The sequence below is a fragment of the Streptomyces sp. NPDC048018 genome, from assembly GCF_043202995.1.
In the GTDB taxonomy this organism is placed as follows: domain Bacteria; phylum Actinomycetota; class Actinomycetes; order Streptomycetales; family Streptomycetaceae; genus Streptomyces.
Window position 1 is genome coordinate 674,434 of sequence record NZ_JBIDBK010000005.1, and the last position, 18,023, is coordinate 692,456.

The window sequence follows — 18,023 nt, forward strand, 5'->3', positions numbered from 1 at the left end:
ACCCGGAGGACCGACTTCCACTCCCGCCAATTCACGACGAAGGGTGACGGAGTGCGTGCGTTATGTGATGTGCTGGAGACCGGCACTGACAGAGGCAGTATCCACAGGCACTGACCGGCCGACCGGGGGAGTCGAGGGAGGGCGCGGCATGGGGGCGGAGCAGATCAGGCGGTGGGAATCGGGCGCGCTCGCCCATGCGGTCTCGGATCCCTTCGGCCAGGGCCCGCTGCCCTGGCTGCGCGGTTCGGAGAACTACTTCGACGACACCGGCCAGATGGTGCCCTGGTACGCGGACGAGACCCTGGCCCGCGGCGGCACCGGCGGTCCCCGCACGGCCGACGACGTGCACGGCCAGATCAAGGGCTTCGTGTCGAGCGGCGCCGTCGCGCCCGGCGAGGCGATCGACTTCCACGTCACCGTGGACCCGCCGCAGCAGTTCTCGGTCGACATCTACCGGATCGGGCACTACGGCGGGGACGGCGCCGCCAAGATCACCACCAGCCCGCGGCTGTCCGGGATCGTCCAGCCGGCCCCGCTGACCGCCGACCGGACCGTGTCCTGCCACCACTGGTGGCAGTCCTGGCGGCTGCAGGTCCCGTCGTACTGGTCGATCGGCGCCTACGTCGCCGTGCTCACCACCGCCGACGGCTACCGCTCCCACATCCCCTTCACGGTCCGCGACGGCCACCCGGCGGACCTGCTGCTCGTCCTGCCGGACGTGACCTGGCAGGCGTACAACCTGTACCCGGAGGACGGCCGCACCGGCGCCAGCCTCTATCACGCGTGGGACGAGGAGGGCCGGCTGCTCGGCGAGGAGGACGCGGCGGTGACCGTGTCCTTCGACCGTCCGTACGCGGGCGCGGGCCTGCCGCTGCACGTGGGCCACGCCTACGACTTCATCCGCTGGGCCGAGCGCTACGGCTACGACCTGGCGTACGCGGAGACCCGGGACCTGCACGCGGGCCGGGTCGACCCGAGCCGCTACCGGGGCCTGGTCTTCCCGGGCCACGACGAGTACTGGTCGGTGCCCATGCGCCGTACGGTCGAGCTCGCCCGCGACCAGGGCACCTCACTGGTCTTCCTCTCCGCCAACACCATGTACTGGCAGGTGGAGCTCGCGCCGTCCCCGTCCGGCGCCCCGGACCGGCTCCTCACCTGCCGCAAGCGCCGGGGCCCGGGCCGCGCCGCGCTCTGGCGGGAGGTCGACCGGCCCGAGCAGCAGCTGCTCGGCATCCAGTACGCGGGCCGGGTGCCCGAACCGCACCCGCTGGTCGTACGGAACGCGGGCCACTGGCTCTGGGAGGCCACCGGCGCCGGCGACGGCGACGAGGTCCCCGGGCTGGTCGCGGGCGAGGCCGACCGTTACTTCCCGCGCACCGCGCTCCCCGAGCACCAGGGCCGCATCCTGCTCTCCCACTCGCCGTACCGGGACAGCGAAGGGGCCCTGCGGCACCAGGAGACGAGTCTCTACCGGGCGCCGTCCGGCGCCTGGGTCTTCGCCTCGGGCACCTTCGCCTGGTCGCCGGCGCTCGACCGCCCCGGCCATGTGGACAGCCGCATCCAGCGGGCCACGGCGAACCTCCTCGACCGCATCTGCAAGAGGGACTGAGCGGGGGGTCACAGGGCCCGGCGCCCGGGACCGCCGGGATGTGCGAGAGAATCGGACACGCTCCTGGATCAACCTACGCGGAGGAACCGTGTCCGGATTCGTAGAAAAGCCCGAACCTGTCCAGGTCCCGGGCCTGACCCATCTCCACACGGGCAAGGTTCGCGACCTGTACCGCAACGAGGCGGGCGACCTCGTCATGGTGGCGAGCGACCGCATGTCCGCGTACGACTGGGTGCTGCCGACCGAGATCCCCGACAAGGGCCGGGTGCTGACCAGGCTCTCGCTCTGGTGGTTCGACCAGCTCTCCGACCTGGTCCCCCACCACGTCCTGTCGACCGAGCTCCCCGCCGGGGCCCCGGCCGACTGGGCGGGCCGCACCCTGGTCTGCAAGTCCCTGGACATGGTCCCGGTCGAGTGCGTCGCCCGCGGCTACCTCACCGGCTCCGGACTCCTGGAGTACGACGAGTCCCGCACGGTCTGCGGCCTCGCGCTGCCCGAGGGCCTGGTCGACGGCTCGGAGCTGCCGGCCCCGATCTTCACGCCGGCGACGAAGGCCGCCGTCGGCGACCACGACGAGAACGTCTCCTACGAGGAGGTCTCCCGCCAGGTCGGCCCGGAGACGGCCGCACTGCTCCGTCAGACCACCCTCGCCGTCTACTCCCGTGCCCGGGACATCGCGCGCGAGCGCGGGATCATCCTGGCGGACACGAAGTTCGAGTTCGGCTTCGAGAGCACCCCGGAGGGCGAGCGCCTGGTCCTCGCCGACGAGGTCCTCACCCCGGACTCCTCCCGCTTCTGGCCGGCCGCCGAGTGGCAGCCGGGCCGCGCCCAGCCCTCGTACGACAAGCAGATCGTGCGGAACTGGCTGACGTCGCCGGCCTCCGGCTGGGACCGCAAGAGCGAGCAGCCGCCGCCGGCCCTGCCGAGTGAGGTCGTGGAGAAGACCCGCGGCAAGTACATCGAGGCCTTCGAGCTGCTGACCGGCCACGCCTGGTCCTGAGGGAACGAGAAAGCCCCCGGTCGATTCGACCGGGGGCTTCTGCATGGAGCGGACGACGAGATTCGAACTCGCGACCCTCACCTTGGCAAGGTGATGCTCTACCAACTGAGCCACGTCCGCATGCGCCGTAGCGCGCTGCTAACTATACACAGGATGCCGGGTGCCGATGACACGGTTTCCCGGGCCGTGGGCTGTGGTGGTCGCCACACTCCGTGAGCGATACGACAAAGGCCCCGGTTCCTGAGAACCGGGGCCTTTGCTCCCTGAGCGGACGACGAGATTCGAACTCGCGACCCTCACCTTGGCAAGGTGATGCTCTACCAACTGAGCCACGTCCGCATTGCTCCCGACCGGCTTTCACCGGGCGGTGCGAGCACCACTGTACCTGATGCACCTGAGTGCTCGGTAATCGCGATGCAGAGCGGGTGACAGGAATTGCACACTGCGCCTTCCCCCTGGAAGGGGGCTGTTCTGCTACTGAACTACACCCGCACGCTGCGTGAGGTCCGGCCCTGCGGCCTCGCCCCTCGGCGTGCTCCAGACTCTAGCGGATCATGTGGGGTGCGTGGCAAATCGGCTTCCGCGTGCGGGGTCAGCTCGCGGCGAGGAAGGCCTCGTAGACCCGCTTCGGGATGCGGCCCCTGGCGGGGACGTCCATCTTGTTGGACTGCGCCCAGGCGCGGACGGCGGCCGGATCGGGGGCGAGCACGGTGTGCTTCTGCGCTGCCGGGGCGCCCTTCGGGCCGGAACCGGTCCCCGGCTTGGCGCTCAGCTTCCGGCCGGCGGCCAGGTAGGGGGCGAGGGCCTTGCGCAGTTTCTTTGCATTGGCGGGATTCAGGTCGATCTCGTACGTCTTCCCGTCCAGGCCGAACGCGACCGTTTCCGCCGCCTCTCCGCCGTCGATGTCGTCGAAGAGAGTGACCACCACACGCTGTGCCACGGATATCGGTCCTTTCCTGCGGAGGGCCGCTCGTTTCGGTCCGGGTTCACCGCTCTGACGTGCGGTGATGCCGAGGTGACGACGCTCCGGGGGCAACGCTGTGCTCGTTGGAGTTGCTCTGCATTCCCTTTGTACAGCGCCCGGTCCCGCATTGTGAAGCCCAGTCAATTGTTTCCGCGTGTCTCCGTCGGCGGGTGATATTCCGCTTGAATTCGGCGGCCCGGTGTGCGGGGGTGTTTTGTAGGATCCTTCAGACTTCTACCCGCGTAGAATTTGGAGGCAGGTACGCTGAAGGAACCGCCCACGCAACACCACCACCGGGAGTGCCAGTGGCACGCGTCGTAGTCGACGTCATGCTCAAGCCGGAGATCCTCGACCCGCAGGGACAGGCGGTGCAGCGTGCACTGCCCCGCCTCGGGTTCGACGGCATCGCCGACGTCCGCCAGGGGAAGCGCTTCGAGCTCGAGGTGGAGGGACCGGTCGACGAGGCCGCCCTCGCCCGCATCCATGAGATGGCCGAAACCTTCCTTGCCAACACCGTGATCGAAGACTTCATCGTGAAGGTGGAGTCGTGACCGCACGCATCGGCGTCGTCACGTTCCCCGGAACGCTGGACGACCAGGACGCGCTGCGTGCCGCCCGCCTCGCGGGCGCCGAGCCGGTCTCGCTCTGGCACCGCGACAAGGACCTCAAGCAGGTCGACGCGGTGGTCCTCGCGGGCGGCTTCTCCTACGGCGACTACCTGCGGGCCGGAGCCATCTCCCGCTTCTCGCCGGTGATGGAGACGATCATCGAGCAGGCGAAGGCGGGCATGCCCGTCCTCGGCATCTGCAACGGCTTCCAGATCCTCACGGAGGCCCACCTGCTGCCCGGCGCCATGCTGCGCAACAACCACCTCCACTTCATCTGCCGCGACCAGAAGCTGCGGGTGGAGAACGCGGAGACCGCCTGGACCTCGGACTACACCGAGGGCCAGGAGATCGAGGTCCCGCTCAAGAACATGGACGGCCGGTACGTCGCCGACGAGCGCACGCTCGACGAGCTGGAGGCCGAGGGGCGGGTGGCCTTCCGCTACCTGGACGTGAACCCCAACGGCTCGCTGCGCGACATCGCGGGCATCACCAACGCCGCCGGCAACGTGGTCGGCCTCATGCCGCACCCCGAGCACGCCGTCGAGCCGCTGGTCGGCACCGGCAAGACCGACGGGCTCGGTTTCTTCACCTCGATCCTCAAGAAGCTGGTCAACGCCTGATGACTCTGGACACGGTCAAGCACGCGACCGAGACGCCCGACGTCGAGCAGCCCTGGAAGGAACTCGGACTCAAGCAGGACGAGTACGAGCGCATCCGCGAGATCCTCGGCCGCCGGCCCACCGGCGCCGAGCTCGCCATGTACTCCGTCATGTGGTCCGAGCACTGCTCCTACAAGAGCAGCAAGGTCCACCTGAAGCAGTTCGGCGAGAAGGCCCCGAAGAACGACGCCATGCTCGTCGGCATCGGCGAGAACGCGGGCGTCGTCGACGTCGGCCAGGGCTACGCGGTCACCTTCAAGGTCGAGTCGCACAACCACCCCAGCTACATCGAGCCCTACCAGGGCGCGGCCACCGGCGTCGGCGGCATCGTCCGCGACATCCTCGCCATGGGCGCCCGCCCGGTCGCCGTGGTCGACCCGCTGCGCTTCGGCGCCGCCGACCACCCCGACACCAAGCGCGTGCTGCCCGGCGTCGTCGCCGGCATCGGCGGCTACGGCAACTGCCTGGGCCTGCCCAACATCGGCGGCGAGGTCGTCTTCGACTCCTGCTACCAGGGCAACCCGCTGGTCAACGCCGGCTGCATCGGCGTCATGAAGCACGAGGACATCCACCTCGCCAAGGCCTCCGGCCCCGGCAACAAGGTCATCCTCTACGGTGCCCGCACCGGTGGCGACGGCATCGGCGGCGTCTCGGTCCTCGCGTCCGAGACCTTCGACGACACCAAGCCCACCAAGCGCCCCGCGGTCCAGGTCGGCGACCCGTTCCAGGAGAAGCTCCTCATCGAGTGCACCCTGGAGATCTTCCAGGAGAAGCTGGTCGCGGGCATCCAGGACCTCGGCGGCGCGGGCCTGTCCTGCGCCACCTCCGAGCTGGCCTCGGCCGGCTCCGGCGGCATGCGGGTCGAGCTGGACACCGTGCCGCTGCGCGACGCGACGCTCTCGCCCGAGGAGATCCTCATGAGCGAGTCGCAGGAGCGCATGTGCGCGATCGTGGAGCCCCAGCACGTCGACCGCTTCATGGAGATCTGCGAGAAGTGGGACGTCACCGCCACCGTCATCGGTGAGGTCACGGACGGCGACCACCTGGAGATCTTCTGGCACGGCGAGCTCATCGTGGACGTGCCCCCGGGCACCGTCGCCCACGAGGGCCCGACCTACCACCGGCCGTTCGCGCGCCCGGACTGGCAGGACGCCCTCCAGGCCGACGACGCCGGCAAGCTGGCCCGTCCGCAGAACGGCGCCGAGCTGAAGGACCAGGTCCTGAAGCTGGTCGGCTCCCCGAACCAGGCCTCCAAGGCGTGGATCACCGACCAGTACGACCGCTTCGTGCAGGGCAACACCGTGCTCGCCCAGCCCGAGGACGCCGGCATGGTCCGGATCGACGAGGAGTCGAACCTGGGCGTGGCCATGGCGACCGACGGCAACGGCCGGTACGCCAAGCTCGACCCGTACACCGGTGCGCAGCTCGCGCTGGCGGAGGCGTACCGCAACGTCGCCGCCTCCGGCGCCAAGCCGCTCGCGATCTCGGACTGCCTGAACTTCGGTTCGCCCGAGGACCCGGCCGTGATGTGGCAGTTCGCCGAGGCCACCCGTGGTCTCGCGGACGGCTGTCTGCAGCTGGGCACCCCGGTCACCGGCGGCAACGTGTCGCTGTACAACCAGACCGGTGACGTGGCCATCCACCCGACGCCCGTGGTGGCCGTCCTCGGTGTGATCGACGACGTCAACCGCCGCACCCCGATCGCCTTCGCGGAAGAGGGCCAGCTCCTCTACCTGCTCGGCGACACCAAGGAGGAGTTCGGCGGTTCGGCGTGGTCCGAGGTGATCCACCAGCACCTCGGCGGCATGCCGCCGGCCGTGGACCTCGACCGGGAGAAGCTGCTGGGCGAGATCCTGATCGCGGCCTCCCGCGACGGCATGATCGACGCGGCCCACGACCTGTCCGACGGCGGTCTGGTCCAGGCGGTCGTCGAGTCCTGCCTGCGCGGCGGCAACGGCGCGCGCCTGGTCGTGCCCGAGGGTCTCGACGCCTTCACCTTCCTCTTCAGCGAGTCGGCCGGCCGTGCGGTCGTGGCCGTCCCGCGCAGCGAGGAGCTCCGCTTCACCGACATGTGCGGTGCGCGGGGCCTGCCGGCCACCCGCATCGGTGTCGTCGACGGCGACGCGGTCGACGTGCAGGGCGAGTTCAGCGTCTCCCTGGAGGAGCTGCGCGCGGTGCACGAGGCGACGATCCCGGGCCTGCTGGCCTGACCGGATCCGTACGCGCACGGACAGAGCCTCCGCCCTTCCCGGGCGGGGGCTCCTGCCGTGTGGGGACGGCCGGGGATCAGTCGTCGAGCGAGTAGAAGGCGTCGAGTTCCGCGATGTCCTCGACGCACTCGTCGATGTCGGAGACCTTGCCGCCGATGATCGTGAAGAAGAGGGCGCCCGGCATCTCGATGCCCCGGTCACCGTGCTCGGCGAACCACTTGTGGCTCGCGATGGCGTGACCGCGCCCGTCGACGCAGATGCTGCCGAGTTCGATGCGCATGCTGCCACCGGTGTACTCGGCCATGGCCCCGTACATGGCCAGGATGTTGTCCCGGCCCTTGAAGTGCCCGCCGAACCGGGTGCTGCCGGGTGCGTGGTGGGTACAGTCGCTGGTCATCATGGAGGCCAGACCCTCCATGTCGCCTTTCGTGAACGCTTCGTAGCCCTGGCGCACCAGGACGGCATCGGGGTGCTCGTGATGGGTCATGGTCCCGGCACTGCCTTTCGATGAGGGGATGTCCCCCTCCCTCAAGTCTCGGGGCTAGCCTCAGCCCATGCCACCTGCCAGGAAGCGCACCCGCAGCTACGACCCCGCCAAGATCCGCGCCGCCGTCCTCGCCCAGTTCGGGCACGTACGGGACGCGGTGCTCGCGCTGTCGGCGGAGGCGCTCGACGCGCCGACCCGGCTCGGCGCGTGGACGGTGCGGGACCTGGCCGCGCACCTCGCGTGGATGGTCGGCAGCGTGCCGCAGCTGCTGGCCGAGCCCGAGCCCGCGAAGCAGGAACTCCCGCTGCTGGAGTGGCCGTCCGCGGCCTCGGCGGCGGCCGAGCGGATCGACGAGCACACCCGGGGGCTCGACTCCGCGGATCTCGCGGCTCTGTACGGGCGGACAGCCGAGGCGTACGAGCAGGTGCCGGCGGCCGCCGCCGACACCCGGCTGCTGCCGGTGAGCCTCGGCGCGATGACCCTCGCCGACTTCCTCGTCACGCGGACCGTCGAACTCGTCGTCCACACCGACGACCTGAACGCCGCGACCGGGCTGGAGATCCCGTACGACCGGCAGGCGCTCGCCGCCTGCACCCGGCTGCTGGCCGACGTCCTGGCGGCCGGGGCCCCCGGCGGCGCGGTGGAGGTGCGGGTGCCGCCGTTCGCGGTGGTGCAGTGCGTCGAGGGGCCGCGGCACACCCGCGGCACCCCGCCGAACGTGGTCGAGACGGATCCGCTCACCTGGATCCGGCTCGCGACCGGCCGGGCCGCCTGGGCGACGGAGCTGGACGCGGCCCGGGTGAGGGCGAGCGGCGAACGCGCGGACCTCACGGGCCTGCTCCCGCTGATGGGCTGACCGGCACCGGTACCGGCCGGGACCGCGCGGCGGGGGAAGCGGACCGTGAGGCACCGGAACCGTGCGGCGACGGCGTCCGTCCCATCCGCATGCAGAAGCAGCGCACACTCGCAGCCCTCGCCGTCTCCGCCCTCGTCCTGCTCTCCGCATGCGGTACCGAGCAGGGCGCCGCCCCCGGGTCCGGCGCCGACAACCCCGACCTGCCCGTCCAGGGCAGCAACTGGACGATCGCCGCGGTCACGCTCGACGGCACCCGCTCGGTGGCCCCGCCCGGGGCGCACCTGGCGATCGACCGTGACGGGCGCGCCCAGGGCGACAGCGGATGCAACCACTTCGGGGCCTCCGTGGCCGTGCACGGCGACACCCTCACCGTCTCCCCGCAGGAGGTCACCGAGATCGGCTGTCCCGCCGACCGGGTGCGGTTCGAGCGGGCCCTGCTCAAGGCCTTCAGCGGGGAGCTCGAGGGGCGGCTGAAGGACAAGGTGCTCACCCTGACCTCGGCCGACGGCCGCAAGGGCGTGGAGCTGACCGCCGAGTCCGACGCCCCGCTCGTCGGCACCACGTGGACGGTGGACGCGCTGCTCGACGGCGCCACCGCCGGTGCGCTGCCGGCCGGCTCCGAGGGCAGGGCGAAGCTGACCTTCGGCAAGGACGGGCGGCTCACCGGCAGCCTCGGCTGCAATCGGGTCACGGCCCCCGCGAAGATCACCGGCAGGACGATCACCCTGGGGGCGATCGCGACCACCCGGATGATGTGCACGGGTCCGCAGATGGAGCTGGAGACCAAGCTGTACGACGCCCTCGACGGCCCGCTCACCTACCGCCTCGACCACCGCACCCTGACCGTCAAGGACAGCGACGGCCAGGGCTTCACGGCCCGGGCGGCCTAGGTTCTGTCCTCCGGGGCGGGCCCCAGGCCGCGGGGCGGAGGCGTCAGCTTCCGTAGGGGAGGAGTCCGGCGTCCGTCCGCTCCCAGGCGGCCCTCAGCTCGGCCAGCCGCTCCTTCTCGAACGGGGCCCGGTCGGCCTGTTCGCGGGCGTCCTCGGTGAGGTGGAAGAGCTGGTCGCGGCCGCTCTTGCCCCGGTAGTACTTCCAGTCGCCGCGGCGCAGCGCCCGCTCGCCCCGCACCCGCCAGAACAGGTCCCGCTCGGGGACCCGCTCGCCGCGCAGCAGGTGCCCGGCGAGGCTGGTGCCGTCGAGCGGGTAGGCGGGGTGGGGCCGGGCGCCGCCGATCTCCAGGAGGGTGGCGGTCCAGTCGGGGGAGTAGACGGGCAGGTCGCTGGTCTGGCCGCCGTCGACGCGGGCGGGCCAGCGCAGGATCGACGGGACGCGGATGCCGCCCTCCTGGAGGGAGCCCTTGTTGCCGGCGAGCGGCCAGTTGTAGGAGAAGCGTTCGCCGCCGTTGTCGCTGCCGAAGAAGACGAGGGTGTCGCGCTCGCGGCCGGCCCGCGCGAGGGCGGCGAGCACCTTCCCGACGGAGCGGTCGAGGTCCTCGACCATCTCCTGGTACTTCTCCACGGAGCCGCCGTCCTGGTGCCACAGGGCGGAGCGGTCGCCGGCCTTGATCCGCCGGACGATCTCGGCGCTGGTCTCCTCGTCGCCGTCGGCGATCCAGGGCCAGTGGGGGGTGGTGAAGTTGAGGTTGAGCAGGAAGGGCCGGTCGTGGTCCCGGCTCACGTACTCGCTCGCCCGTTCGGTGAGGATGCGGGTGTAGTAGCGGAGGTCCTTGTACTCGGCGTCGCCCTCGTACAGGTCGTACTCGCCGCCGAGGCCGAGCTTGGAGTAGTACTCCAGGGCGCCGCCGAAGTTCCCGAAGAACTCGTCCCAGCCGGAGCGGGTGGGGGAGTAGTCGGGCAGGTAGCCGCAGTGCCACTTGCCGATGAGCGCGGTGCTGTATCCGGCGTCGCGCAGGAGCGAGGCGAGCGTGGGGTGGGTGGGCTCCAGGCCGGCCGACCTGTCGGCGATGGGTTCGGCGAGGCCGCCCCTGGTGCGGCCCGGGTAGCGGCCGGTGTACAGGCTGAAGCGGGTGGGGGAGCAGGTGGCGGAGCCGGAGTAGGCGTCGGTGAAGCGGACCCCCTGGCGGGCGAGCCGGTCCAGGTGGGGGGTGCGGATGTGCGGGGAGCCGTAGGAGGAGAGGTCGGCCCAGCCGAGGTCGTCGCCGAGGATGAAGAGGATGTTGGGCCGGGGTGCGTGGCGGCCGGTGGCGGCCCGGAAGGGCCGCTCCTGCGCGGTGGCGGATCCGGCGGTGGCCGGGGCGGCGGAGGCGGTGGGGGCCGGGGCGCCGAGGGCGACTCCGGCGGCGGCGCCGACGGCGGCACCGCCGAGGGCACGCCGGGACAGGGGCGTGGACATACGGGTCTCCTGGGGGGAACGCAGCGGGGGACGCCGGGGCGAGGCCGGCGCGGGGGCCGGGCGATGCCGGCGTGGGGGCCGGGGAGGCCGGCGTGGGAGCCGGGCGATGCCGGCGTGGGGGCCGGGGAGGCCGGCGTGGGAGCCGGAGCGATGCCGGCGTGGGTGCCTGCGCGAGGCGAGGGGCAGCGCTGAGGCGGATGTGCCGGTTCAGCCGCGGCGACAGATCGCGCTCGCGACACGGGCCAGGTCCACGTGTCGCCGCGCCACAAGGGTGACCGAGAGGTCGAGGTCGCTGACGGGCTGCATGATCGGGAAGCCTGGCCGAGGAGGGCGGGAGGTGTCAACGACCGTCCCGCACCGTGGACTCCGTCACATCCCGACCGTTCACCCCGTACCGTACGAGCGTCCGCTCGGGACGCCGCCGATCTTGACTACCGGTCGGTAACCCTTGTGCCCCTTGCTTTGTGGGCTCCGACAAGGATCGATGGATCAGTTCGTGCGATCCTACGAGGAGCGGGAAGGGCCTACCACGCCCCGTCCGCGAATTCGGACCGATGGTCGATCTCGCCTACACTCGGTGGCGTGCCACGTGGTGACGGACGACTCAACCACGACCTGCTCCCCGGTGAGAAGGGCCCCCAGGACGCCTGCGGCGTTTTCGGAGTCTGGGCTCCCGGCGAAGAGGTCGCAAAGCTCTCGTACTTCGGGCTCTACGCCCTCCAGCATCGGGGCCAGGAATCCGCGGGAATCGCGGTCAGCAACGGCTCCCAGATCCTCGTCTTCAAGGACATGGGACTGGTGTCCCAGGTCTTCGACGAGACCTCTCTCGGTTCCCTCCAGGGTCATATCGCGGTCGGTCACGCCCGCTACTCGACCACCGGGGCCTCCGTGTGGGAGAACGCTCAGCCGACCTTCCGGGCGACCGCCCACGGCTCGATCGCGCTCGGCCACAACGGCAACCTGGTGAACACGGCCCAGCTGGCCGAGATGGTCGCGGACCTCCCGAAGAAGGAGGGGCGCACCACTCAGGTCGCCGCCACCAACGACACCGACCTGGTGACCGCGCTGCTCGCGGGCCAGGTGGACGAGGACGGCACGCCGCTCACCATCGAGCAGGCGGCCGCGAAGGTCCTCCCCGACGTCCGGGGCGCCTTCTCCCTCGTCTTCATGAACGAGCACACGCTCTACGCCGCCCGTGACCCGCAGGGCATCCGCCCGCTGGTCCTCGGCCGGCTGGAGCGCGGCTGGGTGGTCGCCTCCGAGTCCGCCGCCCTCGACATCTGCGGCGCGACCTTCGTCCGCGAGGTCGAGCCGGGCGAGCTGATCGCGATCGACGAGAACGGCATCCGCACCTCTCGATTCGCAGAAGCGAAGCCCAAGGGCTGTGTCTTCGAGTACGTCTACCTGGCGCGCCCAGACACCGACATCGCCGGCCGGAACGTCTACCTCTCCCGTGTGGAGATGGGTCGCCGGCTCGCCAAGGAGGCCCCTGTCGAGGCCGACCTGGTGATAGCGACGCCGGAATCGGGCACCCCGGCCGCCATCGGCTACGCCGAGGCCTCGGGCATCCCGTTCGGCGCCGGCCTGGTGAAGAACGCCTACGTCGGCCGGACCTTCATCCAGCCCTCGCAGACCATCCGCCAGCTGGGCATCCGGCTGAAGCTGAACCCCCTCAAGGAAGTCATCAAGGGCAAGCGCCTGGTGGTCGTCGACGACTCGATCGTCCGCGGCAACACCCAGCGCGCGCTGGTCCGGATGCTCCGCGAGGCCGGCGCCGCCGAGGTCCACATCCGGATCTCCTCCCCGCCGGTGAAGTGGCCCTGCTTCTTCGGCATCGACTTCGCCACCCGCGCGGAGCTGATCGCCAACGGCATGTCGGTCGAGGAGATCGGCAAGTCGCTCGGGGCGGACTCGCTCTCGTACATCTCCCTCGACGGGATGATCGAGGCGACCACCATCCAGAAGCCCAACCTGTGCCGCGCCTGCTTCGACGGCGAGTACCCGATGGAGCTTCCCGACCCGGAGCTGCTCGGCAAGCAGCTCCTGGAGACCGAGCTGGCCGCCGGCCCCGCCGCCACCGCGGCGGCCGACGCCCTGCGCCGTCCGTGAGACCCCGCTGCACCCCCGCAGTACACGACACGAAAGTTCTTCAGCATGCCTGAGACCACCGGTGCCAGCTACGCCTCTGCGGGCGTCGACATCGAGGCGGGCGACCGCGCCGTCGAGCTCATGAAGGAATGGGTGAAGAAGACGCAGCGCCCCGAGGTCCTCGGCGGCCTCGGCGGTTTCGCCGGCCTCTTCGACGCCTCCGCCCTCAAGCGCTACGAGCGTCCGCTGCTCGCCTCGGCCACCGACGGCGTCGGCACGAAGGTCGACATCGCCCGCCAGATGGGCGTGTACGACACGATCGGCCACGACCTGGTCGCCATGGTCATGGACGACATCGTCGTCTGCGGCGCCGAGCCGCTCTTCATGACCGACTACATCTGCGTCGGCAAGGTGCACCCCGAGCGGGTCGCCGCCATCGTGAAGGGCATCGCCGAGGGCTGTGTGCTGGCGGGCTGCGCGCTCGTCGGCGGCGAGACGGCGGAGCACCCGGGCCTGCTCGGCCCGGACGACTTCGACGTCGCCGGCGCGGGCACGGGTGTCGTCGAGCACGACCGGCTGCTCGGCGCGGATCGCATCCGTACGGGGGACGCGGTCATCGCCATGGCGTCCTCCGGTCTTCACTCCAACGGGTACTCGCTCGTCCGCCACGTGGTCTTCGACCGCGCCGGCATGACCCTCGACCAGCAGGTCGAGGAGTTCGGCCGGACCCTGGGCGAGGAGCTCCTGGAGCCCACCAGGATCTACTCGCTCGACTGCCTGGCGCTCACCCGGACCACCGACGTGCACGCCTTCAGCCACATCACGGGTGGTGGCCTCGCCGCCAACCTGGCGCGGGTGATCCCGGACGGTCTGCACGCCGTGGTCGACCGGTCGACCTGGGCCCCGGGCGCCGTCTTCGACCTGGTCGGCAAGGCCGGACAGGTCGAGCGCCTGGAGCTGGAGAAGACCCTGAACATGGGCGTCGGCATGATGGCCGTGGTCCCCGCCGACTCGGTGGACGCCGCCCTGGCGACGCTGGCCGACCGGGGCGTCGAGTCCTGGGTGGCCGGTGAGATCACCGAGCGCGGCGAGCACGCGACCGGCGCGGAGCTGACCGGCGACTACGCGAAGTAGTCCATCGTCGGAAACCACGAAGGAGCACCCCCGTCCGGGGTGCTCCTTCGTCACATCCGCCGAAGGTCTCGCACCAGGGCGCCGCAGGGAGGCCCAGCGGCCCGTCAGCGGCCGCGGACAGCGAAGAAACCCGGTCCGGGTAGCCCGGACCGGGTTTCTTCGTTCAGAAGGTCAAGCGCGACGCTGAGTGGACGCCGGACCGGACTCGTCGTCCTCGTCCTCGTCGTCCGTGTTGTAGAGATCCGCGTACTGCGCGTACGGGTCGTCTTCCTCGTCGTCGTCTTCGAACGGCTCGCCATTCGGCGGCTGGCTCGAAGTCGATGCGCCCAGCTCATTGGCCAGACGCGACAGGTCAGTCCCGCCGCTGCTGTACTTCAGCTGGCGGGCGACCTTGGTCTGCTTGGCCTTTGCCCGGCCGCGCCCCATGGCTCGACCCCCTCGGTGACGGGGCTCTTTGGCCCCAGAGTCTTGACACGCGTTCATGGTCCGGAACGGGCTCTCTAAGAGAGACCGGTCCGTAGGGCTTCAACGGTACCTGTTTCCGTCGGTCTACGGTACGCCGCGCGCATCACATACCCCGGTACAGAACCATCGAGGCGCCCCGTCCTCGCTGGTCAGTCGCGATTTTAACCTCTTCTTGAGGTCCGACCCGCCGATCGGCGTGAGCGAAGTCTCGCGAATCGCCCTCCGACCGGCGGGCCGCCCCTGCCGAGCTCAGCCCCGGCGGGCCTCGGCCATGCGCTGTTCGGCGATCCGGTCGGCCGCGGCGGCCGGCGGAATGCCGTCGGACTTCGCACGTGCGAAGATCTCCAGGGTGGTGTCGAAGATCTTCGTGGCCTTCGCCTTGCAGCGGTCGAAGTCGAAGCCGTGCAGCTCGTCGGCGACCTGGATCACGCCGCCGGCGTTCACCACGTAGTCGGGGGCGTAGAGGATCCCGCGCTCCACGAGGTCCTTCTCGATGCCCGGGTGGGCGAGCTGGTTGTTGGCCGCGCCGCAGACGATGCGGGCGGTGATGAAGGGCACGGTCTCCTCGTTCAGGGCGCCGCCCAGCGCGCACGGCGCGTAGATGTCGAGGCCCTCGACGCGGATCAGCGCCTCGGTGTCGGCGACGACGGAGACCTGCGGGTGCTTCTCGGTGATCCGGCGCACCGACTCCTCGCGCACGTCGGTGATCACGACCTCGGCACCGTCCTCCAGGAGGTGCTCGACCAGGTAGTGCCCGACCTTGCCGACGCCGGCGACGCCGACCTTGCGGCCGCGCAGCGTCGGGTCGCCCCACAGGGTCTGCGCGGAGGCGCGCATGCCCTGGAAGACGCCGAAGGCGGTGAGGACGGAGGAGTCGCCGGCGCCGCCGTTCTCGGGGGAGCGGCCGGTGGTCCACCGGTTCGTCCGGGCCACGACGTCCATGTCGGCGACGTAGGTGCCGACGTCGCAGGCCGTGACGTAGCGCCCGCCGAGGGAGGCCACGAAGCGCCCGTAGGCGAGGAGGAGTTCCTCGCTCTTGATCTGCTCCGGGTCGCCGATGATGACGGCCTTGCCGCCGCCGTGGTCGAGGCCGGCCATGGCGTTCTTGTACGACATGCCGCGGGAGAGGTTCAGCGCGTCGGCGACGGCCTCCGCCTCGGTGGCGTACGGGTAGAAGCGGGTGCCGCCGAGGGCCGGGCCCAGGGCGGTGTTGTGGAGGGCGATGACGGCCTTGAGGCCGGTGGCGCGGTCCTGGCACAGCACGACTTGCTCGTGGCCCCCCTGCTCCGAATGGAACAGGGTGTGCAGTACGTCAGGAACGCCGGTCACATCGGTCACGGTGGTGACTCCCAAGTACGAAGCGGCGGAAGGTCCCCCCTGCGGGTGGGGGTGGGACCTGGTCGGCAGAAGGGTAAGTCCTACCTGGCCGTAGCAGGGGCGCAGTGCTCAGGATCACCCCCTACAGGATGACCCGCGTGGAAGGATTCACGACATGTCGGTCCCTTCGTCGGTGTTCGTCCCCTATGCCTCCTACCTGCGGGTGTACGAGCCGCTGGCCGCGTTCCCGGAGCCGGAGCGGGGTCACTGGTCCCGCTACGCGTGCCGGACGGACACCCCCGGGGCGCAGGAGGAACTGAGGCGTTCGCTGGCCGACCTGGTGCCGGTGCCGCCGGTCCCGGTGCCGGTGCACGAGAGCGGTGACGCGTTCGTGGCGACGGTGGACGGGGTGGTGCTGGTCTGTCCGTGGCGGACCCGGCTGCGCGGCTGGCTGGCCCTGGAGGAGCTGGTGGGCGGGAAGCTGCCGGCCCCGGTCCTGGACGCGATGCTGCCGCCGGTCGTACGGGAGCAGGTGGCGGCGGACCACGGGCGCTGGCTGGAGCGGAACCCGGACGCGCGGCCGTGGATCCGCAGCGCGGTGTGGCGGGTGCCGTTGAGCTGGTTCGCGGTGTTCTCGGACGAGGAGCGGGAGTACGCCGCGGGGGACCGGGCGGTGGGGCAGGTGCCGGTGCTGCGCTACCGGACGCCGATGGTGCAGGCGCGGCGGCGGCTGGCGCGGGCCCTGAAGGCGCTGCGGGGGGCGATCGCGGAGGGGCCGATGACCGAGAGCCTGGTCGGCGTGGGCCGCTGGCTGGAGGAGTTCCACCCGCGGGCGCTGGTGGAGCTGGACTACGGCGGCCTGGTGCACGCGGTCGGCGCGGAGACGCTGGCGGCGGACCGGTCGGCGGCGGACCTGGCCGAGGGGATCGCGGCGCTCCGGGACGGCGACGGCGAGGGCGCGGAGGAGGCCTACGGGCGGCTCGCGGAGCGATGGCGGGCGATTCGCAACCTGCAGTTCGCCAACTGACCATCGGCCGGACGTGTCCACCTGATGTAAATGATCTTCATCGCTGGACACCTGTTCGGTTCTTTGGTGTGCTCTTGGGGCCGGTGGTGAAGGCGGGGCAGGACGTAGGTCCCGATCCGGGCCTTTGACTCAAGGGTGACGGACAGCACTTAACGCACCCTTGCGCCCATCACCCACCCTCGTGCCAAAATAGGACAAGGAGTCCGGGGAGGGTTCCTTCCGTCCAAGTAAGGGCGGAACGCTCAGCATTGCACTCTATGGGGGGTCTGAGGACTCCTGATCGCCACTGTGACTGATCGTCACAGTGGCGTGACTGTCCGTTATGGCATGGTCCATCGACTTCCGCCGCTGATGAACACCTGCGAGGGCAATTCCATCGGTTTGGCCGACGTGGCTGGACGGATGGTGTAGTTGTAGTGCCGAGGACAAGCCGTTCGTCCTATAACCGACTCGGCCCGCTTCTGCCATTTCGGGCAACGCGGGTCAAGGTGCAGAATTTAGAGGAAAGAACCGAGAAGGTTCGGTTCTCCCGAGGAGGCCGCTCATGACCGCTCGCACCCCTGATGCCGAGCCGCTGCTGACCCCCGCCGAGGTTGCCACGATGTTCCGCGTGGACCCGAAGACGGTGACCCGTTGGGCGAAGGCCGGCAAGCTCACGTCCATCCGCACGCTGGGTGGACACCGCCGGTATCGCGAGGCCGAGGTCCGCGCCCTGCTGGCGGGTATTCCGCAGCAGCGCAGCGAGGCCTGAGGCGTACGCGAAACCCTGTAACACCCCGTTTCACCGGGCACATTCCGGGTCCCCCAACCCGGTTCGCCCACCCCAAGCTCTGCCGACGGGCGCCTGCCCCAACAGGCTTCACGTCATCGATCGCGCTGGACTCCGCCGGGTCCAGCGCGATCTTTTTTGTGTCCCCGTGGGCCCGCTCCCAGGCCGTGCAATTGCACATATTAAATTGGGGCTATGTAGGGAGGGTGTAAGCGAGCCACCTCCTGAAACGGATTCAGTGACTCCCGTCACACCGTCAAACCGTGGCCCCGGAACAGCCTTCCACCCCCGGCAGGGTCACCGCCCCGCCGTTGGTCACCCCTTGGTGGGACCTTGGTCCTTCGGTGGGCAACGCAAGAAGGCCCGCACCGAACGGTGCGGACCTTCCACTGGCGATCCTGACGGGACTTGAACCCGCGACCTCCACCTTGACAGGGTGGCGAGCTAACCAACTGCTCCACAGGACCTTCGCAACCGT

General features: G+C 70.4%; 17 protein-coding genes and 4 tRNA genes. 11 read left to right on the top strand and 10 right to left on the bottom strand.

What is annotated here, in order from left to right; genetic code table 11:
* Nucleotides 1-148: 148 nt before the first annotated feature.
* Nucleotides 149-1,609 (top strand): N,N-dimethylformamidase beta subunit family domain-containing protein, encoded by a 1,461-nt coding sequence (locus ACGF1Z_RS23035; protein ID WP_393006804.1) that lies wholly within the window; start codon nucleotides 149-151, stop codon nucleotides 1,607-1,609.
* An 88-nt stretch (nucleotides 1,610-1,697) separates the two neighbouring features.
* A complete protein-coding gene (locus ACGF1Z_RS23040; protein ID WP_393006806.1) occupies nucleotides 1,698-2,609 on the top strand; it encodes a phosphoribosylaminoimidazolesuccinocarboxamide synthase in 912 nt (303 codons plus the stop codon).
* 44 nt (nucleotides 2,610-2,653) lie between these two features.
* On the opposite strand, the gene ACGF1Z_RS23045 is transcribed toward ACGF1Z_RS23040, so the two are convergent.
* From ACGF1Z_RS23045 to ACGF1Z_RS23060, 4 genes are all read right to left on the bottom strand, one after another.
* A tRNA-Gly gene (locus tag ACGF1Z_RS23045) sits at nucleotides 2,654-2,729 on the bottom strand.
* Nucleotides 2,730-2,875: 146 nt separating this feature from the next.
* Nucleotides 2,876-2,948, bottom strand: a tRNA-Gly gene (locus ACGF1Z_RS23050).
* 81 nt (nucleotides 2,949-3,029) lie between these two features.
* Nucleotides 3,030-3,101, bottom strand: a tRNA-Gly gene (locus tag ACGF1Z_RS23055).
* A gap of 100 nt (nucleotides 3,102-3,201) precedes the next feature.
* Nucleotides 3,202-3,549, bottom strand: coding sequence for an Lsr2 family protein (locus tag ACGF1Z_RS23060; RefSeq protein WP_393006808.1), 348 nt, complete (start codon nucleotides 3,547-3,549; stop codon nucleotides 3,202-3,204).
* A 329-nt stretch (nucleotides 3,550-3,878) separates the two neighbouring features.
* Here ACGF1Z_RS23060 and purS point away from each other — a divergent pair, with 329 nt between their 5' ends.
* From purS to purL, 3 genes are read left to right on the top strand one after another with little or no spacing between them, the layout of a single operon-like run.
* Nucleotides 3,879-4,124: a phosphoribosylformylglycinamidine synthase subunit PurS gene (purS, locus tag ACGF1Z_RS23065; RefSeq protein WP_009996980.1), complete on the top strand. Its 246-nt coding sequence runs from the start codon at nucleotides 3,879-3,881 to the stop codon at nucleotides 4,122-4,124.
* Nucleotides 4,121-4,801 carry a phosphoribosylformylglycinamidine synthase subunit PurQ gene (gene purQ, locus ACGF1Z_RS23070; protein ID WP_393006811.1) on the top strand — a complete coding sequence of 227 codons (681 nt, stop codon included), beginning with the start codon at nucleotides 4,121-4,123 and terminating at the stop codon, nucleotides 4,799-4,801. Before purS ends, purQ begins: the two co-directional genes overlap by 4 nt.
* The gene (purL, locus tag ACGF1Z_RS23075; RefSeq protein WP_393006813.1) at nucleotides 4,801-7,050 is read left to right on the top strand and encodes a phosphoribosylformylglycinamidine synthase subunit PurL; all 2,250 of its coding nucleotides are present in this window, start codon (nucleotides 4,801-4,803) and stop codon (nucleotides 7,048-7,050) included. Before purQ ends, purL begins: the two co-directional genes overlap by 1 nt.
* A 76-nt stretch (nucleotides 7,051-7,126) precedes the next feature.
* On the opposite strand, the gene ACGF1Z_RS23080 is transcribed toward purL, so the two are convergent.
* Nucleotides 7,127-7,537 (bottom strand): nuclear transport factor 2 family protein, encoded by a 411-nt coding sequence (locus tag ACGF1Z_RS23080; protein ID WP_393006815.1) that lies wholly within the window; start codon nucleotides 7,535-7,537, stop codon nucleotides 7,127-7,129.
* A 67-nt stretch (nucleotides 7,538-7,604) separates the two neighbouring features.
* Here ACGF1Z_RS23080 and ACGF1Z_RS23085 point away from each other — a divergent pair, with 67 nt between their 5' ends.
* Both ACGF1Z_RS23085 and ACGF1Z_RS23090 read left to right on the top strand, forming a co-directional pair.
* Nucleotides 7,605-8,393 (top strand): sterol carrier family protein, encoded by a 789-nt coding sequence (locus ACGF1Z_RS23085; protein WP_393006817.1) that lies wholly within the window; start codon nucleotides 7,605-7,607, stop codon nucleotides 8,391-8,393.
* Nucleotides 8,394-8,482: 89 nt separating this feature from the next.
* The gene (locus ACGF1Z_RS23090; protein ID WP_393006819.1) at nucleotides 8,483-9,283 is read left to right on the top strand and encodes an META domain-containing protein; all 801 of its coding nucleotides are present in this window, start codon (nucleotides 8,483-8,485) and stop codon (nucleotides 9,281-9,283) included.
* A gap of 43 nt (nucleotides 9,284-9,326) precedes the next feature.
* On the opposite strand, the gene ACGF1Z_RS23095 is transcribed toward ACGF1Z_RS23090, so the two are convergent.
* Both ACGF1Z_RS23095 and ACGF1Z_RS23100 read right to left on the bottom strand, forming a co-directional pair.
* Nucleotides 9,327-10,745 carry a sulfatase gene (locus ACGF1Z_RS23095; protein WP_393006821.1) on the bottom strand — a complete coding sequence of 473 codons (1,419 nt, stop codon included), beginning with the start codon at nucleotides 10,743-10,745 and terminating at the stop codon, nucleotides 9,327-9,329.
* 207 nt (nucleotides 10,746-10,952) lie between these two features.
* Nucleotides 10,953-11,051 carry a putative leader peptide gene (locus ACGF1Z_RS23100; protein WP_376637907.1) on the bottom strand — a complete coding sequence of 33 codons (99 nt, stop codon included), beginning with the start codon at nucleotides 11,049-11,051 and terminating at the stop codon, nucleotides 10,953-10,955.
* 276 nt (nucleotides 11,052-11,327) lie between these two features.
* On the opposite strand from ACGF1Z_RS23100, the gene purF reads away from it, so the two are divergent.
* Nucleotides 11,328-12,854, top strand: coding sequence for an amidophosphoribosyltransferase (gene purF / locus ACGF1Z_RS23105; RefSeq protein WP_376637908.1), 1,527 nt, complete (start codon nucleotides 11,328-11,330; stop codon nucleotides 12,852-12,854).
* A gap of 45 nt (nucleotides 12,855-12,899) precedes the next feature.
* Nucleotides 12,900-13,967 carry a phosphoribosylformylglycinamidine cyclo-ligase gene (purM, locus tag ACGF1Z_RS23110; RefSeq protein ID WP_393006824.1) on the top strand — a complete coding sequence of 356 codons (1,068 nt, stop codon included), beginning with the start codon at nucleotides 12,900-12,902 and terminating at the stop codon, nucleotides 13,965-13,967.
* A gap of 171 nt (nucleotides 13,968-14,138) precedes the next feature.
* Here the strand turns inward: purM and ACGF1Z_RS23115 are convergent, their stop codons facing one another.
* Complete coding sequence (locus ACGF1Z_RS23115) at nucleotides 14,139-14,393, bottom strand: DUF3073 domain-containing protein (RefSeq protein ID WP_265861184.1); 255 nt, start codon at nucleotides 14,391-14,393, stop codon at nucleotides 14,139-14,141.
* A 288-nt stretch (nucleotides 14,394-14,681) separates the two neighbouring features.
* Complete coding sequence (locus ACGF1Z_RS23120) at nucleotides 14,682-15,770, bottom strand: Leu/Phe/Val dehydrogenase (protein WP_393006826.1); 1,089 nt, start codon at nucleotides 15,768-15,770, stop codon at nucleotides 14,682-14,684.
* Nucleotides 15,771-15,924: 154 nt separating this feature from the next.
* On the opposite strand from ACGF1Z_RS23120, the gene ACGF1Z_RS23125 reads away from it, so the two are divergent.
* The gene (locus ACGF1Z_RS23125; RefSeq protein ID WP_393006828.1) at nucleotides 15,925-16,776 is read left to right on the top strand and encodes a hypothetical protein; all 852 of its coding nucleotides are present in this window, start codon (nucleotides 15,925-15,927) and stop codon (nucleotides 16,774-16,776) included.
* 544 nt (nucleotides 16,777-17,320) lie between these two features.
* Complete coding sequence (bldC, locus tag ACGF1Z_RS23130) at nucleotides 17,321-17,527, top strand: developmental transcriptional regulator BldC (protein WP_003949541.1); 207 nt, start codon at nucleotides 17,321-17,323, stop codon at nucleotides 17,525-17,527.
* A gap of 408 nt (nucleotides 17,528-17,935) precedes the next feature.
* Here the strand turns inward: bldC and ACGF1Z_RS23135 are convergent.
* Nucleotides 17,936-18,012 (bottom strand) — tRNA-Asp (locus ACGF1Z_RS23135).
* Between the last annotated feature and the right edge of the window lie 11 nt (nucleotides 18,013-18,023).